The organism is Acinetobacter sp. WCHAc060042, assembly GCF_003231195.1.
Taxonomy (GTDB): domain Bacteria; phylum Pseudomonadota; class Gammaproteobacteria; order Pseudomonadales; family Moraxellaceae; genus Acinetobacter.
Window position 1 is genome coordinate 66,811 of record NZ_QKVN01000003.1, and the last position, 16,211, is coordinate 83,021.

Here is a 16,211-nt window from a genome sequence, read left to right on the forward strand (position 1 = left end):
TTTTATTCTGTATTTTATTTTTAATGGTTTTATTTTTTTAATATTTATTTTTTAAGTTTATGAAGTAAAAGAAAATGCAAATAAATGGTTATATGATGTTTTTATTTTATTTTGTGACTGTGTTTTAATATAAGATTTTTTAATTTAAATGCTTATGGTTTATTTTTTTATTTGTTCTTGTGTTTTATATTTATTATTTTGAATAATGCTTTAGGTTGGATAGCAATGATCAAGACGATAAGAATTTTATTTTCTTTACTGAGTAAAGGAAATGGATCATGAATTCAAGCAATGATGCGTCTTTAGCAAGATCAAATGAGTGCAAGTGGAAAAGCGCAGTACATGGCTCTTGGCTATACAGCAGTTGAGTCTTAGCTTTTTAGCGCAAAATGTGAGCTGAGTAGGATACTAGAGATGCGAGAAATTCTGCTGAGTATTTTATTTAATGACTGAATTTAAACCGTTTAATTGGATAAAAATATAGAATTATAAATAATGTTTACATAATATGTTTTCTTCTTTTATTTATGTTTTTGATTTTTTATTAATATGTTTTTAATTTATTTTGAAATTTTTATTTACATTTTAAATAGCATACCAAGTTTCAGTCAATCAAAATTAAAACAATGGGATGGGTTGGTTTTTTTTGGGCTGTCTGTTATTTCATTATTCTGTTTGGGTTATTTTAATTTTATATGTGGTTTAATGGGTTTTAATTTGTATTGAGTTTAATTTTATGAAGCAGAGAGTGTGAAAATAATATGGGTTAATAGGGAAGGTTAAGTTCATGAAAATAGTAGTAATTAATATAGGATTATGTTTTTTATTTTGCTTGAATAATGCCTATGCAACGTCCGATGAATGGAGTACGCGTTGGAAAGCTTCTACAGTACGTTCTACAGAGAATTTAGTCCAAGCGAATTTAATTGAGCTTATGGACTCAGATTATTATGAAGGTCTTGGAAAAACCACAATTTATAGCACATCGACCAGCTCAATTGGGACCGTAAATTCATCTACCAGTAACGTTAATGTGAATGGTTCTGAGAACAGCGTTGATATTTCTAGTGATGCTGTGAATGAAGCAGCAGTGAATTCAACCACAAATCAAAATAATCCAGCATGCCCTAATTTGAGCACCCAACAGGGGGTCTCATTATGCTGAGTTTTCAAATCAATAGAAGATTAATATCTTCAGCGAGCGTGTTGGTCGCCTTAAGTCAAGTGCTAACAGGTTGTACGGGACTCGCAGCATCTAATAAACAGCCTGTCACTTTAGTACAAGGCCCTCCAATTACAGATATCTTTACCCCTTTTGATATGGCTTTGTCTTGTTTAAAAGGACAATTACGCACCGATGTTAATTTTTCTGTAGGGGCCATTTTAGACCAGACAGGGAAAGACGTGGTCACCAATGGCGGAAGTGGAAAAATGGTGACCCAAGGCGCAGGGGATATGGTGCAATCAGCCCTGTTCCAAGCTGGTGTCAGCCTGTTAAACCGACGTGATCCGCGGATTATTGAAAGTGAAGCAAAGTGGGGGATTCGAGATCCTCGAAATATTCACGCTTCAGATTATTACGTCACAGGGAGTATCAATAGTTTGGATTTTATTCCTGGCGGGGGTTTTGACATGCAAGTCGGTGGTGTTGGGCCTAGCTATAGCCAAACCCGAATAATGGTTGGTCTGGACTTGTCTCTTACCGATACCCGTAGCAGTCGAGTGGTCGCAAACGTCTCTCTGCAAAAGCAAATCGTTTCACAGGATTATGGTCTGAATGCAGGTCGATTTGCTGGACACACTTTACTGAATATTCAAATCGGCAAAGGTGAGCGTGAGGCAACAAATTTTGCATTACGCCAAATGCTGAATTTGGCAACCTTTGAGCTGTTAAGCCAGGTCATTCCCCCGAGTACATTTGAGAGTTGCAGAGCTGCGATTCCCCCTGAATTTGGCAGTCTCAATTTAACGCGCAGTTCGGTTGCACTGCATAAATATAAAGAAAGTCAGCAAAACAGCACGATTGAAAACCCCAATAAGCGCCTATTGGATGCCCAACCATATAAGGGGGCAGCGCCCAATGAAAAAAATAAATTAACGGATACACCCAGTAAAGATACACGTCCTCCGAAACAAAGAGAGTCTGAGTTGATTCAGGATCCTGATGCAGAACCAGAAATGAGCAAGCAGGATTTAATTAAATATATCAGCAAGAAAAAAGCTATACCGTCTAAGTCTGTAGAGAAAGACGATGTCAAAACAGAGGAAGCTCCTCAACTACTTTGGGATATCAATCCAGCAGTCACTGAAAATTATTGGTCAACAACGAATCGAGATTAACTGAATTGAAAAGATAGGCTCGCTCCTATTATATAAAAAAGAAGTGCTTAGCGAGGAGTACTTTAGAGTGTATAAGGAAATAACGATGAATAAGACTATCAAAACAATTGCCTTATCTGTATCTGTAGCTTTCTTATCAAGTGCTGCATTGGCTGGAGGAGGACACCATGTACAGGTGGATACTGGTTTGCAAGACACCCTAGCACTTTTAGCTCAAAATGCTGAAAATGGAAGTGCGTTAAATTTAGCTATTAATACCAATAGCATAGACGCAACAGTGAATACGGCGGGTGGAATCAATGACGTGGGCACAATTGAAACCTCAGCAATTGGTGCTGTAAATACGGGTGAGATCACCCTTGAACAAGGTAGTGTGTATCAAGTGAGTTCTGGTGCATTTAGTGGTGATCTGGAGGCCTCCATGAGTGCTTGGAAAAACATGGATGGTCATCATTATCAACAATTAGACTCAGGTGTTGAAGCTTCTGTGGCAGCAGGTGTGGATACTGAATATTATCAAGAGCTGAATAGCACATTGAGCAATTACGCTGCTGCAAATTTAGCCTTTAATTCAGGTTCTGTTGATGCTTCAGTCAATACCAAAGGCTTCAAAAACACTGTTGAAAGTATCAAAACCTCAGCGATTGGTGCTGCAAATACTGGCAGTATTACGGTCACTGTAAAGTAAGCTCATTCCACGATTTAAATAAAAAATCCAACTATCATCAGATAGTTGGATTTTTTTAATTTTGATGAAGGTCATCCGATGTTATGCAATGCATTTACAAGATGACATCTTCAATTTTAAGCTTAGTAATCAAAGCTAAAGTGTTCAGTTGCCAAGGAAGTCATGGTTTTTGAAGGATTGACCATTGCTTCAGCATGACCTTGGGTACGTGGAAGCATACGCTCAAAGTAGAAGTCAGCCACTTTGATTTTAGCTTTATAAAATTCAGCTGTTTCTTGGCCTTCACCTGATGCCAATTTCGCAGAAGCTACAGCTGCTTGTTGAGCCCAGAAGTAAGCCATCATCACATAGCCAGAGAACATCAAGAAGTCTACAGATGCAGAAGACACGATGTCACGGTCTTTACGTGCTGCCAGCATAATACGAACAGTTAAAGCATTCCATTGTGCGCAAAGCTTAGTTAAGTCCCAAGCAAAACGGCGCATGTATTTGTTGCGAGCATGTTGACCACAGAATTTCAGGATTTCAGCGGTGTAGTCACGAATGACTTTACCTTTAGAGGTCAGCAGTACTTTACGACCGATTAAGTCAAGTGCTTGAACACCTGTTGTACCTTCATACAGTGTCGCAATACGTGCATCACGTGCAATTTGCTCCATACCCCATTCTTTAATGTAGCCATGACCACCGTAAACTTGCATACCGTGGTTTGCAGCTTCCAAGCCTAATTCAGTTAAGAAGCCTTTTAAAATTGGAGTATAGAAACCTAAGTGATCATCATGTGCTTCAAATGCTGCAGTGTCGCCACGCTCTAAGGCATCGGCCATTTTGTCTGCAATTTGCGCTGCATAATAAATCATTGAACGACCACCTTCAGCAATCGCTTTTTGAGTCAACAACATACGACGAACATCGGCATGGTGAATGATGGCATCAGCGACTTTTTCAGGGTCTTTCTTGCCAGAAAGTGCACGCATTGACATACGTTCTTTGGCATATGGAAGTGCACCTTGGAAAGAAAGCTCAGCATGTGCAATGCCTTGAATTGCTGTACCGATACGTGCGGTGTTCATGAAAGTGAACATGGCATGTAAACCTTTGTTTGGTTCACCAATCAAGTAACCGACAGCATTGTCAAAGTTGAGAACGGCTGTTGCAGAAGCACGAATACCCATTTTATGTTCAATTGAACCACAGGTCACAGGGTTACGTTCACCGAGGCTACTGTCTGCATTGACCAAGAATTTAGGCACAATGAACAGTGAAATTCCTTTGGTGCCTGCAGGTGCATCTGGAAGACGTGCAAGTACGATGTGAATGATGTTTTCGGTTAAATCTTGTTCACCTGCTGAGATGAAAATTTTAGTGCCTGAGATGTTATACGTGCCATCAGCATTCGGTTCGGCTTTGGTTTTGACTTGACCTAAGTCGGTACCACATTGTGGTTCAGTCAAACACATAGTGCCTGACCATGTACCAGCCACTAAGTTCGGCATATATAGATTTTTTTGTTCGTCTGTACCAAACTGCAAAATGGTGTTCATACAGCCGATGCTTAAACCTGGGTACATTTGGAAAGACCAGTTTGCTGTACCCATCATTTCCGATTTAATCAGGTTTAATGATTGTGGCAGGTTCTGACCGCCAAATTCTTCAGGGAAAGACAAACCTTGCCAGCCACCTTGGACAAACTGGTCATACGCGTCTTTAAAGCCTTTTGGTGTTTTTACTTCACCATTGTCGAAGGTACAACCTTCTTCATCACCCGATTGGTTTAAAGGAGATAAAATATTTTCACAAAAATCTGCTGCACCTTCTAAGATCATATCTACCGTGTCAGCGTCGGCAGCTTCACCATTCGATAGGGTTTGATAATGTGCAGGATAGTCCAGCACTTCATTCATTAAGAAGCGAATATCATGTAAGGGAGCTTTATATGCAGGCATGTGTGTAATCCTAATTTAGAAATAGTATTGGATTATTTAAAACGATCATTTCATTATTCATACATCGTATCAAAATACATTGATAAATCAGACCTAAAAAAATGTCAGAAAGGCGAATTGGTAGATAAAATCATCAATCTAAAAAGACAGTTCTGTTACACTGACTCGATGGTCTTTTGATCATGTACTTTTTTAATAAACTATAATTAACTCAGGTTTTCAGCAAGTATTATGCGCTTAAAATATATAACACTTTGTTTATTGGGTTTGAGTATCAGTGGGTGTACTCAGCATGTCATTAAATCCAATGCCTCTTCAGATCAGCAGTTGGGGCAACAAGCCACGCATGGTCTAAATGCCATGTTTGAAAATGCCAGTTATGATTTTAAAGGGCAGTTCTCGATTCAGTCGGATTTTAATTTTAATGAGTCAAAGCCTAGGGCTCAGTCAAATTCCAAGTCCAATGCTCAATCAAATGCAACGAACTTAGATCCAGAGTTGAAAAAGCAATTAGATCAATTATTAAAAAATCAAAAGATTCCATTTACAGCTAAAGAGAAGCAGGCCTTGTATGATGCGCTTGCGCGTGAACAAAATCCGTATGCATCACTGTATAGCACGGGTGAGTCACGTTCAGCTCGCACGCAAATTGCAGAATCATTGGTGAATTTACTCAATGATTTGCAGTTTAGTTACAACGGTTCCGTACATTTTCGTCAAAAACTGGCTGCACTGACGTTGCAGTTGAGTTATCAAAAGCCAACCTTACAAGTGCAAGCGCAGTTGCCGATGGTGGTTGATTTTAATGACTATAAGTTTTACACCAACTATTTTGCCTTTATGCCATTCATGGTGAACCGTGAAAGTCAGGATCGTTTTGCATACATTGACTTTTCCAAGCATAAAGATGCATTTGGCCATATTGATTTTAAGAAATTTGCAGAATATTTAAAGCAAATGAATGCCTTACCTTATGCATTGGCAGAGCCAAATCAGGTGCATAGTGTGGGTTTGAGTAAACAAGAAAAAGATGCAGGATTGAGTAAGAAAATTCGCTATATCGGCGACTTAGAAACAGCACAAGTACAATTGGGCTTATTTGAATACGTCAACAAACTGCACTATACCCAGCAGATACAAGCTTTTGATGCCGAGCGTCTGATTCAAGACGCTGAAAAAACGCCAAGCGCAGCAGATGATGCGATGCAAGCAGCGAAAGAAGCGGAGATGGCTGCCGCAGGTGTAGCAACTGAAGACCCTGCTTATGCCTCACTTGAGCGTGTCACGAGTTTAGTGAATCAGCAAATACATCATTTAGGTTCACATACAGATGGGGATGAGCAGGGCATCGTGGTAGATGCTGTCAGCGATGCGGTTACAGATGCGGCTGCTGATGTTGCCTATGCAGAGGATGAGACAGAGGATACAGAAGAAGTCTCTGCTTCTGCATCATCTAATACTCTCTCTGAAGAAGCTTGTGATGCGCTCATCAACACTAAGAATATTCCTATCGGCAAAGTGACGGCATGTCGGGACTATCAAGATATTGATGTGCTTGCGCCTAAAGCCGTGACTCAATCGGTAGATACAGAGAGTTTTGGTCAAGCCGCGATCAATGTTTTGGAAGAGCTAAAACCACTCTTTACGGCATATCAAACTGAGCAACTGGTCGATGCGCAAGGTTTTAAACAACTTTGGCAAAAACATCAGGCTGAAATTACACCGATCATGGCACAATTGGGAACAGAGCGTTCACCATTTGTGATGGATGTTGCACTCGACCAAAAAGGCCGTGCGCAAAATATGGATTACAACATTGTAATCAGCGATGAGCAAATTGGTAAGCTACAAATTAAGAGTACCAATCAGGTGTTTAATTATGGCAATGCCGCAGCGATTGACCGTCAAGCTTTAAAAAACGCCAAATCTATTGAGGAAGTGTCTAAAGGTTCATTACTGGAAAACGTAGTGAAAGGCATGCTTGGACCATTAGGTGCAGACGCTAGCGCATCTCAAAGTGTTGAGACAACATTGTCAGATACGGCAGAGCAACCTAAAGACATTTCTGATTATTACCAGCAAGTTTCCAAACAAAGCTATGCACGTCATCATTCAGAGTTAAAAGCATATCAAGCAACCTTTGCCTTGGTATTCGCTGCGCAACGTCCAGAATATATTCGTTATTATAGCCCAGCGACCATCAATGAAATTTCAGAAGTGTATGCCTATGAGTTCATGGATATTGCAGAGCCGAAAGGTTCAGCACTGAAACGTTTGAATCAGTTACGTCAAAAACATGTCCTACAGCACCAACAAGACTTTGACGAATTGGGCGAACGTGTCGCGAATATTGTTGAAGATGCCTTAGACGAAGCACAAGAAAGTCAGCAATGGAAAGACTTGGTTAAAAAATACAAGACCAAGCAGGCACTCTTTGCACATGTCTATCAAGAAAAATTTACCGATAGCTATGAGATTGAGCCAGAGCAAAAAGCAGACTTAGCGCAGGCGGCACAAATCTTTGCTAAAGCATTTGCCGATGACTTAAAAGGTCAATTGACAGAAAAATCATTGCAAGGTTTGAAGCTTGAACATGACGACTTCTTTAGTGAGTCGACTTATTATGAGACGTATAAATCCGTACAAAAGCAGATGAAGTAATGTGAAAAAAGAACCTCTGCGGAGGTTCTTTTTTATTGATTTTTATAAAAAATCTTTCAGGTTGGGTTTGACGCCATTCCAAATGGAAAAAGATTCAATCGCCTGACCAACAAGCATGCCATAGCCTTCTGAGGTGAGTACGCCACGTGCTTTGGCTTGGTCTAAAAAGGTCGAAGGTTTGCCATAGGCCATTTCATAGGCATGTTGAAACAGGAGTGTCTCGGGCAGAACGAGGGCGTCACCACTTAGGCTGGCGGAGGTTGCGTTAATCACTAGATCAAACTGACCATCGAGTGCATCTAAGCCGATAGCTTGGAGTTCAGCTTGAGGGACAGCTGTTTTTAAGTCACTCACCAGTTGCTCTGCACGGGCAAGGGTACGATTGGCAATCACAATTTTTTTTACCCCTGCTTGTACCAGTGGGTAGATAACGCCGCGAGTTGCACCACCTGCACCGATGATCAGCACATCAGTCTGGTCTAAGTTCCAGTCCAAAGCATGAATAGCATCAACTAGCCCTTGACCATCGGTGTTGTCTCCATGCAGTTGACCATCGACCATCCATAAAGTATTCACTGCTTTTGCGATTTTGGCGCGTTCAGTGAGGACTGCGCAGGCAGCAAAAGCTTGCTCTTTAAATGGAACTGTGACGTTTAGACCTATGCCACCGTGGGCGAAAAATTCTTGGATGTTGGCGAGAAAGCCATCGAGCGGTGCAAGACGTTTACTATAGTTGAGGTCGAGCCCCATTTTTTGTGCAAACGCATGGTGAAGTTCAGGTGAGCAAGACTGCTCAATCGGGTTGCCAATGACAGCGAATTGTTTGCTCATCGCACCAAGTCCATGTGAGAAATGCCGTTCAATATACGGCAAATTAGACTCAGGCTAAAGCGTTAGACTATTTTTTCTGAAGCAGAAGGGCTTATGGATTACAGATGTTGTGAATCGTATCAAACAATAGCTTTGCCGCAGTCAGGGTTAATCCGATACCTGCAAATACGGTGATGCTGATAGAAGCATTATCATTGAATGCACTTTCAGAAAAAATAGTGGTACTGATCGAGCTTAGCAACACTATAGCAAAGCAGAAAAGAACCATGGTGGTCGAGCTAACTCTTTTTGCGAACATGTTTGGGACCTCAGAGAACAGCAAAGGAGGATACTAAATGTTGATGTCATTAAAATGAATACATTGAAAATGACTTAATTTAGCTTACGGTTTTTGCGAACTCAAAAGAACCCAATTGCTGTTTTAAACCTGTGACAATGCTTTAATAAATGCAAAGAAATGACGCTTTGTGTAGTGGTCATTCTACGGGGAATTGATCGGGAAATATATAAAATTTAATGGATAAGCTGCCCTAATCTAGTGAAAAGGGCATGCGTAGAGGGTATAGAATTGTAAGCCTGTGTGTCTATTTGAGTAGGTTGAGCCAATCTTGGGGTTTGAGGTAATAATCGGTGAGTTTTTTCTCAGCGGAATCAAGCTCCCATTCAGGTCGATATGACCAACCCGCCAAATTCGGCAAGCTCACTAAAATCGACTCGATACGACCTCCTGTTTGTAGACCAAAAAGCGTACCACGGTCATAGACCAAATTATATTCGACATAACGACCGCGACGATAGATTTGAAAGTCGCGTTGTGCCTCGCTATATGACTTGTCTTGGTTGCGCTGGAAGATTGGAAGAATGGCATTCAGATAGCCATTGCCCACAGCTTGAATATATTGGAAACAGGTTTCAAAGTCCCATTGATTAAGATCGTCAAAGAACAATCCGCCGACACCGCGCTGTTCATCACGATGTTTTAAGTAAAAATAGTCATCGCACCATTGTTTATGTTCGGCATAGACTTCAGCGCCAAAGGGAGCACATAAGTCATGCGCCGTCTGATGCCATGACAGTACATCTTCATCGTTGGGATAAAATGGGGTGAGGTCAAAACCACCCCCAAACCACCAAATGGGGTCTTGCCCTTCTTTTTCAGCCACGAATAAGCGCACATTGGCATGTGAAGTCGGGACATTCGGGTTTTTCGGATGGATCACCAAGGACACACCCATGGCTTGTGCTTTGGCACCTGCAATTTGCGGATGGCGTTCAGTCGCTGAAGCGGGGAGTTTAGAAATGTTGATGTGTGAGAACATCACCCCGCCTTTTTCAATCACTGTGCCATTTTGTAAAACGCGTGAACGCCCCCCACCGCCTTCAGGACGTTCCCAGTCATCTATTTCAAATTGCGCTGTTCCACCGCCAGCACACTCTTGTTGTTCAAGTGCAGAGCAAATACGTGCTTGTAAATCGAGGAGAAATTCGCGAACGCGTTGGATATCCGCAGACGTTGGGTGCTGCATGAAAAGCCTCAAGGGAAGAGATGAAAACTGCCTACATCAAAACATAAAATAGCAAAAAGATTAAGAATATTTTCCTGAGAGGCTTACAGCAGATTGAGTCGTCTCGAAGTAATTTAAAAATGAAATGCTGCCATGTGAAAAATAATCTGACTAATTCGCTAGGTTGAATTCTGATTCCAAGCTCAGCAGAATAACCCAAATACAGACCCGAGTTTGATGATGCAGAATGGGCTGCATCTTCTGAATGCGGAAGAACTGATGGTAAATATGCGCGATTCATTGATTCAAAAATACAATGTTCCTGGTCCACGTTATACCAGTTATCCAACGGTGCCATATTGGGAAGAGGCGCAGTTTTCTCTAGAGCAATGGAAACAGACGCTGAAAACATCGTTTGCTGAATCGAATTCGACTGAAGGCATCAGTCTGTATATTCATCTGCCTTTTTGCGAAAGCCTCTGTACTTTTTGTGGCTGCCACAAACGTGTGACTAAAAAGCATGAGATGGAGCAGCCCTATATTCGGGCGGTTTTAAAGGAATGGTCACTGTATTGTGACTTGCTTGAAGAAAAACCCCGCATTAAAGAAATTCACTTGGGTGGCGGAACGCCAACTTTCTTTTCGCCAATGCATTTAACTCAATTGATTGAAGGTATTCTTGCGCAAGCAGAGATTGCTGAACAGTATGAGTTTAGCTTTGAAGGGCATCCCAACAATACCACACGGGCGCATTTGCAAGCCTTGTATGACCTAGGCTTTCGCCGTGTCAGTTATGGGGTGCAGGATTATAATGAAACGGTTCAAAAAGCCATTCATCGGATACAGCCTTTTGAACATGTCGAGCAAGTGACGCAGTGGGCACGTGAAATAGGCTATAGCTCAATTTCACATGATTTGGTCTTTGGTTTACCTTTTCAGAACCTAGATGATGTCCTCAATACCATTAATCAAACCAATCGTTTACGCCCAGACCGTTTGGCATTTTATAGTTATGCGCATGTGCCTTGGATTAAGGGCAATGGACAGCGTGGTTTTAAAGACCATGATGTGCCGAAAGATGAAATAAAACGCCAGTGCTATGAAGAAGGAAAGAATAAATTACTGGCACAGGGATATCATGAAATTGGCATGGATCACTTTGCTTTAGAAAGTGATGCGATGTACCAATCATTTCAGGCAGGCACTCTGCATCGCAATTTTATGGGCTACACCGCTTCGAAAACCCAAGTGATGATTGGTTTAGGGCTTTCCTCAATCAGCGACAGTTGGTATAGCTTTGCGCAAAATGAAAAAAAACTCGAAGATTATTATGCGAGACTCGAAAACAATGAAATTCCTGTCTATCGTGGGCATATTTTAAGTGCCGAAGATTTGATGATTCGTCGTCATATTTTAAATTTGATGTGTGGCTTTCAAACGTCGTGGGCAGAACCAGAGATGCAATTTCCAGAATTGGTTGAGGTCTTGGGACAACTAGAAGAAATGCAGGACGATGGTTTATTAGAGATTAAGCCACAAAGTATACGGGTGACTGAGCAAGGCAAAGCCTTTGTACGTAATATTTGTATGGCGTTTGATTTGCATTTAAAACGCCGCCGACCCGAGAGCCGTATTTTCTCCATGACCATCTAATATGATTGGAGTGCTCTAAGTCGCCCTTTAAAAAAGCAGGCTTAGAGCATGTTTTCAAAATTTAAAAATCATCTTTCTTGTACAAGTGCGCCATGCGCTCATGTTTGGTCTTTAAATATTCTTCATTGAAGGGATTTAAACCAACCGTCAATGGTACACGATCCACCACATTGATCCCTTGTTCTTGCAGTGCTGCAATCTTCAGTGGATTATTGGTAATCAAGCGCACCTGCTGAATCTTCAGGTGATCCAACATAATGCTGACCATGTCATAACGACGTGCATCGGCAGGGAGGTTAAGCATCAGGTTGGCATCAACGGTGTCATGCCCTTGGTCTTGCAGCGCATAAGCACGAATTTTATTGGTGAGACCAATGCCACGACCTTCTTGACGCAAATACAGAATCACCCCTTGTCCAGCTTCATTAATCAGTTTTTGCGTGGCTTGCAATTGTGGGCCACAGTCACACTTCAAGGACGCAAAGGCATCGCCTGTGAGACATTCTGAATGAACACGGACTAAAACGGGTTCTGTGATCGGTTGATCGAGACCTTTTGAGAGTGCAACATGTTCTTCACCGGTCTTAGGATCTTGAAATACGGTGATGTTAAACTCACCAAAAGCAGTCGGTAAACGGGATGTAGCAACAAATTCAATCGGCACAGCTAAACCTGTAAATAGTTCAGAAATTGGCTAAAGTATAGCGTAATGCATCGACATTGGTAGAATTGCATCCATGAATTTATGCAGAAGATTTTCTTTTTTGTATAAAGCGAACGATAATAGTTGATAAATAGTAAGATTATTCAGGATAATCACATCCACTAAACGAACACCCAGTGAGAGCACTGCTCAAAACTGCATCGCTAGAAATATGGCTGATTGAAGGTGATAGCATTCGACGATATGATCGAATTACCCATTTGACCTAGCTAGATTTGCCAGGCTTTAGAAGGCTTTGCCATATTATGTTGTATACAGAAATACCAGCTCATCGCCCTGTAACACCGTTGTTGGATACGATTGATCATCCTCAACAACTTCGCTTGCTTGAGCAAAGTCAATTAGCACAAGTGGCAGACGAGCTACGTCAATTTATTCTGTATGCCGCAGGACAAAGTGGGGGACACTTTGGTGCAAACCTTGGTGTGGTCGAGCTCACCGTGGCATTGCATTATTGTTTTAACACACCAAATGACCGCTTAATTTGGGATGTCGGTCATCAAGCCTATCCGCATAAAGCTTTGACTGGGCGTCGTGAACAGTTGACTACGATTCGTGCCAAAGATGGTTTAGCTGCCTTTCCTGCACGTGATGAATCGGTATTTGATACTTTTGGTGTTGGACATTCTTCGACTGCGATTTCAGCAGGTTTGGGGATGGCACTGGCACGTCGTTATCAAAACAATCCTTGTGAAGTGGTCGCAATCATTGGCGATGGGGCGATGACTGCAGGTATGGCCTTTGAAGCCATGAACGATGCAGTTGCGCATGATGCGGACCTGATGGTGGTACTGAATGACAACGATATGTCGATTTCATGTAGTACTGGTGGTTTTGCAAAACATCTGGCTTCAATTTGGGAAAGTGGACAGTCCATTAATATTTCAGATGATGGCGAAGCCTATGTGCAGCCACATCCTGAATGGACTTATAACTCGCGCTTACATAGTGCAGCCACAGATGCGGCCGACAACGTTTTTAAAGCGATTGGTTTTGATTACTTTGGGCCTTTCGATGGGCACGATGTCGAGCAGTTGACACAAGTCTTTACCGCATTGAAAAAACGTAAAGGGCCACGTTTAATTCATGTCTATACCAAAAAAGGCAAAGGCTTTGCCCCAGCTGAAGCTGACCAAATTAAATATCACGCAATTACAAAAATAAATGCTACCGCATCTAGCAATACTGCACCGAAGTACTCAGATGTCTTTGGTCAATGGTTATGCGATGAAGCCGCACAAGATGAGCGTTTGTTAGCGATCACCCCTGCCATGTGTGAAGGCTCAGGTATGGTGGGTTTTGCCAAACAGTACCCACAGCGCTTTTTTGATGTCGCGATTGCAGAACAGCATGCGGTGACTTTGGCTGCAGGCATGGCGTGTGAAGGCTTAAAACCTGTAGTTGCAATCTACTCGACTTTCTTGCAACGCGGTTATGATCAATTGATTCATGATGTGGCACTACAAAACCTAGATGTTACCTTTGGTATCGACCGTGCAGGCTTAGTGGGTGAAGATGGACCGACTCATGCTGGGGCCTATGACTATGCTTTCATGCGCACCGTACCGAATTTGGTGATTATGGCGCCTAAAGATGAAAATGAATGTCGTCAAATGTTGCATACTGCTTATTTATACAATGGTCCTGCCGCAGTGCGTTACCCGCGTGGCAATGGTCTCGGAGTTGAGATTCAACAACAGATGACCCCGATGGAAATTGGTCAGGCTGAAATTGTCGCGAGTTTTAATGATGCCCAAGATGACGTTATTAGCATTCTTGCCTTTGGTAGTCGTGTTCAGGCCGCAGTAGAAGCAGCACAGGCTTTGGCTGAACAAGATTTGGCGGTTCGTGTGGTAAATATGCGCTTTGTGAAGCCGCTTGATGAAAAAATGATTACGGCTTTAGCGCCCTCAACGGCTTTATTTGTCACGGTTGAAGAACATGCGGTGATGGCGGGTGCGGGCAGTGCAGTGAATGAATATTTGGCACAGGCTCAAATCGTGAAACCGATGTTAAATCTTGGTTTAGCAGATACCTTCATGCATCAAGCCACGCATGCGCAAATGTTGCATCAGGCCGGACTAGATGCCGAAGGCATTGAACGTTCAGTACGCCAAGCGTGGTTAAAACTTGTACATATGGTGTAAACGCCGTTTTTAAATTTTAGAAACATTTTTTCCCTAAAAGCCCCGATCTTTGCTAAGATATGCGGGCTTTTATGCATTATTCTTTATCAATATCTTCAGATTGTAGTGGGTGTTCAATGGAACCTATGGTGGTGATGGCTGCGCGTGCGGCTCAATTAGTCGGTCAAGAGCTTTTAAAAGCGCATCAAAATCGTCATAAGCTCGATCTACAAGTCGAAGAAAAAGGAATTGATGGTCCGGTAACGCGTGTAGACCGTTATTTGGAACAATTGGCGATAGATACCCTACGTAAAAGTTATAAAAATCACAGCTTCCTTGGTGAAGAGTTTGGTCTTCAAGAAGGTAAAGGTCACGACGCAGATTGGTGTTGGATCATTGACCCACTTGATGGCACGCTAAACTTCATTAACGGTGTTCCTCACTTCTGTATCTCTATTGCAGTTCAACATAAAGGCATTACTCAACACGGTGTAATTTATGACCCTGTGAAAGATGAGTTATTCTCTGCAAGTCGTGGTCGTGGTGCCATGATGAATCAACGCCGTATCCGTGTAAATGTAAAAGACAGCCTTGAAAATACATTCATGTCTGTGGGTCATGCTTACCGTGCAAAACGTAATGGTGAAGTGATTTCTTATGCAAAAAATCACTTTGATTCATTATTAAATGTGACTGAAGCTGGCGCGCAATACCGTCGTACAGGTTCAGCAGCATTAGATTTGGCGTATGTGGCAGCAGGTCGTTTCGATGCGTATTTCGAACTCGGCTTAAAGCCTTGGGACATCGCAGCTGGTGAGTTGATTGTGAAAGAAGCAGGCGGAACAGTGGTTGATGCACGTGGTGGTAGCGAATCTATGGAAAATGGCCAAGTACTGGCATGTTCTATGAAGCTGTTGAAACCTTTAATGAAAGCAGTTGTACCTGCTTGGGGTGAAGCTGCTAAGTAATAGCATGTAGATTGAGTTTAAGACATTGAAAAAGCCCTCACAAGAGGGCTTTTTCTTTTATGATGCGGAAAATAAAAACAAGTAAAGGTATTTATGCTCTTTCATTTTATCGGTCCTGGTGGAGCAGGAAAAACAACGGTTGCTAAACTACTTTCAGTACAAATGGAGGTAGAGAGCCATGATTTAGATGAATACTTCATGCATAGAGAGGGGGATATTTCCGATTATATTGAATATTATGGTTACGATGCTTACGTACTTCGGAACATTGAATTATATATACAACTTGGAAAATCACTTAGTCCACAGCAACATCATATTTTGGTGTGTTCATCTGGATTTATGACCTATACACATCCGCTTAGTGATACATATATAAGGCTTAAACAACAGATCATTTTAGATCCTTATACTTTTTTATTTTTGCCATCATTAGACAAGCAATGCTGTATTCAAGAAATTGTGAAACGACAAATGGGGCGCAGTTATTTAAAGGCAAATAAAGAAAAAGAGAGCACTAAAATCAATAAGCGTATAGATCACTATTTAAGTTTGCCGTGTAGGACCGTCATCACCGATCAATTGCCGTGTCAAATCGTGGCAGCATTAGAGCAAGAGCTAGTACAATTAATTGCGTTTTATGGTTGATAGTGGAGGGGGAGAACGAAGAATGCTATTTAATTTTTTCCTAGATGGTCAAAAAAATTGAAGTGAAAACCTGTATTTATTCAATGTTTGATAAAAATATTGTATCAATTTTAAGAAAAGA

The 16,211-nt window shown here is 41.7% G+C and carries 13 protein-coding genes; 8 read left to right on the plus strand and 5 right to left on the minus strand.

What is annotated here, in order from left to right; genetic code table 11:
- Window positions 1-787 precede the first annotated feature (787 nt).
- The 3 genes from DPG01_RS02110 to DPG01_RS02120 all read left to right on the plus strand — a co-directional run bounded on the left by DPG01_RS02110 (window position 788) and on the right by DPG01_RS02120 (window position 3,028).
- Complete coding sequence (locus DPG01_RS02110) at window positions 788-1,165, plus strand: hypothetical protein (protein WP_086208990.1); 378 nt, start codon at window positions 788-790, stop codon at window positions 1,163-1,165.
- Entirely contained in the window at window positions 1,159-2,340 is a 1,182-nt protein-coding gene (locus DPG01_RS02115) for a CsgG/HfaB family protein (RefSeq protein ID WP_110974051.1), read from the plus strand. The genes DPG01_RS02110 and DPG01_RS02115 overlap by 7 nt, the downstream gene beginning before the upstream one ends.
- 85 nt (window positions 2,341-2,425) lie before the next feature.
- Complete coding sequence (locus tag DPG01_RS02120) at window positions 2,426-3,028, plus strand: hypothetical protein (protein ID WP_086208988.1); 603 nt, start codon at window positions 2,426-2,428, stop codon at window positions 3,026-3,028.
- A 122-nt stretch (window positions 3,029-3,150) separates the two neighbouring features.
- On the opposite strand, the gene DPG01_RS02125 is transcribed toward DPG01_RS02120, so the two are convergent.
- Entirely contained in the window at window positions 3,151-4,974 is a 1,824-nt protein-coding gene (locus tag DPG01_RS02125; RefSeq protein ID WP_086208987.1) for an acyl-CoA dehydrogenase C-terminal domain-containing protein, read from the minus strand.
- 231 nt (window positions 4,975-5,205) lie between these two features.
- Here DPG01_RS02125 and DPG01_RS02130 point away from each other — a divergent pair, with 231 nt between their 5' ends.
- Window positions 5,206-7,635 (plus strand): hypothetical protein, encoded by a 2,430-nt coding sequence (locus DPG01_RS02130; protein WP_110974052.1) that lies wholly within the window; start codon window positions 5,206-5,208, stop codon window positions 7,633-7,635.
- Window positions 7,636-7,677: 42 nt separating this feature from the next.
- Here the strand turns inward: DPG01_RS02130 and aroE are convergent, their stop codons facing one another.
- The 3 genes from aroE to hemF form a co-directional block, all read right to left on the minus strand.
- Window positions 7,678-8,466, minus strand: a complete 789-nt coding sequence (gene aroE, locus DPG01_RS02135) for a shikimate dehydrogenase (protein WP_110974053.1) — start codon at window positions 8,464-8,466, stop codon at window positions 7,678-7,680.
- Between the two features lie 91 nt (window positions 8,467-8,557).
- On the minus strand, window positions 8,558-8,764 hold the full coding sequence (locus DPG01_RS02140) for a hypothetical protein (protein WP_086208984.1): 207 nt from the start codon (window positions 8,762-8,764) through the stop codon (window positions 8,558-8,560).
- A 286-nt stretch (window positions 8,765-9,050) separates the two neighbouring features.
- Window positions 9,051-9,992: an oxygen-dependent coproporphyrinogen oxidase gene (gene hemF / locus DPG01_RS02145; protein WP_110974054.1), complete on the minus strand. Its 942-nt coding sequence runs from the start codon at window positions 9,990-9,992 to the stop codon at window positions 9,051-9,053.
- A 267-nt stretch (window positions 9,993-10,259) separates the two neighbouring features.
- Between hemF and hemN the strand changes: the two genes are divergently transcribed.
- Window positions 10,260-11,624, plus strand: coding sequence for an oxygen-independent coproporphyrinogen III oxidase (hemN, locus tag DPG01_RS02150; RefSeq protein WP_110974095.1), 1,365 nt, complete (start codon window positions 10,260-10,262; stop codon window positions 11,622-11,624).
- Window positions 11,625-11,685: 61 nt separating this feature from the next.
- On the opposite strand, the gene ribA is transcribed toward hemN, so the two are convergent.
- Window positions 11,686-12,288: a GTP cyclohydrolase II gene (gene ribA, locus DPG01_RS02155; RefSeq protein ID WP_110974055.1), complete on the minus strand. Its 603-nt coding sequence runs from the start codon at window positions 12,286-12,288 to the stop codon at window positions 11,686-11,688.
- A 305-nt stretch (window positions 12,289-12,593) separates the two neighbouring features.
- Between ribA and dxs the strand changes: the two genes are divergently transcribed.
- The 3 genes from dxs to DPG01_RS02170 all read left to right on the plus strand — a co-directional run bounded on the left by dxs (window position 12,594) and on the right by DPG01_RS02170 (window position 16,090).
- Window positions 12,594-14,495, plus strand: coding sequence for a 1-deoxy-D-xylulose-5-phosphate synthase (gene dxs, locus DPG01_RS02160; protein WP_110974056.1), 1,902 nt, complete (start codon window positions 12,594-12,596; stop codon window positions 14,493-14,495).
- Between the two features lie 116 nt (window positions 14,496-14,611).
- Window positions 14,612-15,442 (plus strand): inositol monophosphatase family protein, encoded by an 831-nt coding sequence (locus DPG01_RS02165; protein WP_086208980.1) that lies wholly within the window; start codon window positions 14,612-14,614, stop codon window positions 15,440-15,442.
- Window positions 15,443-15,535: 93 nt separating this feature from the next.
- A complete protein-coding gene (locus tag DPG01_RS02170; protein WP_110974057.1) occupies window positions 15,536-16,090 on the plus strand; it encodes a shikimate kinase in 555 nt (184 codons plus the stop codon).
- The last annotated feature ends 121 nt before the right edge of the window (window positions 16,091-16,211 follow it).

What these genes read in the sequence shown, in the direction of transcription:
- DPG01_RS02110 (WP_086208990.1), top strand. Translation starts at nt 788, where the DNA reads ATGAAAATAGTAGTAATTAATATAGGATTATGTTTTTTATTTTGCTTG.
- DPG01_RS02115 (WP_110974051.1), top strand. Translation starts at nt 1,159, where the DNA reads ATGCTGAGTTTTCAAATCAATAGAAGATTAATATCTTCAGCGAGCGTG.
- DPG01_RS02120 (WP_086208988.1), top strand. Translation starts at nt 2,426, where the DNA reads ATGAATAAGACTATCAAAACAATTGCCTTATCTGTATCTGTAGCTTTC.
- DPG01_RS02125 (WP_086208987.1), bottom strand. Translation starts at nt 4,974, where the DNA reads ATGCCTGCATATAAAGCTCCCTTACATGATATTCGCTTCTTAATGAAT.
- DPG01_RS02130 (WP_110974052.1), top strand. Translation starts at nt 5,206, where the DNA reads ATGCGCTTAAAATATATAACACTTTGTTTATTGGGTTTGAGTATCAGT.
- aroE (WP_110974053.1), bottom strand. Translation starts at nt 8,466, where the DNA reads ATGAGCAAACAATTCGCTGTCATTGGCAACCCGATTGAGCAGTCTTGC.
- DPG01_RS02140 (WP_086208984.1), bottom strand. Translation starts at nt 8,764, where the DNA reads ATGTTCGCAAAAAGAGTTAGCTCGACCACCATGGTTCTTTTCTGCTTT.
- hemF (WP_110974054.1), bottom strand. Translation starts at nt 9,992, where the DNA reads ATGCAGCACCCAACGTCTGCGGATATCCAACGCGTTCGCGAATTTCTC.
- hemN (WP_110974095.1), top strand. Translation starts at nt 10,260, where the DNA reads ATGCGCGATTCATTGATTCAAAAATACAATGTTCCTGGTCCACGTTAT.
- dxs (WP_110974056.1), top strand. Translation starts at nt 12,594, where the DNA reads ATGTTGTATACAGAAATACCAGCTCATCGCCCTGTAACACCGTTGTTG.
- DPG01_RS02165 (WP_086208980.1), top strand. Translation starts at nt 14,612, where the DNA reads ATGGAACCTATGGTGGTGATGGCTGCGCGTGCGGCTCAATTAGTCGGT.
- DPG01_RS02170 (WP_110974057.1), top strand. Translation starts at nt 15,536, where the DNA reads ATGCTCTTTCATTTTATCGGTCCTGGTGGAGCAGGAAAAACAACGGTT.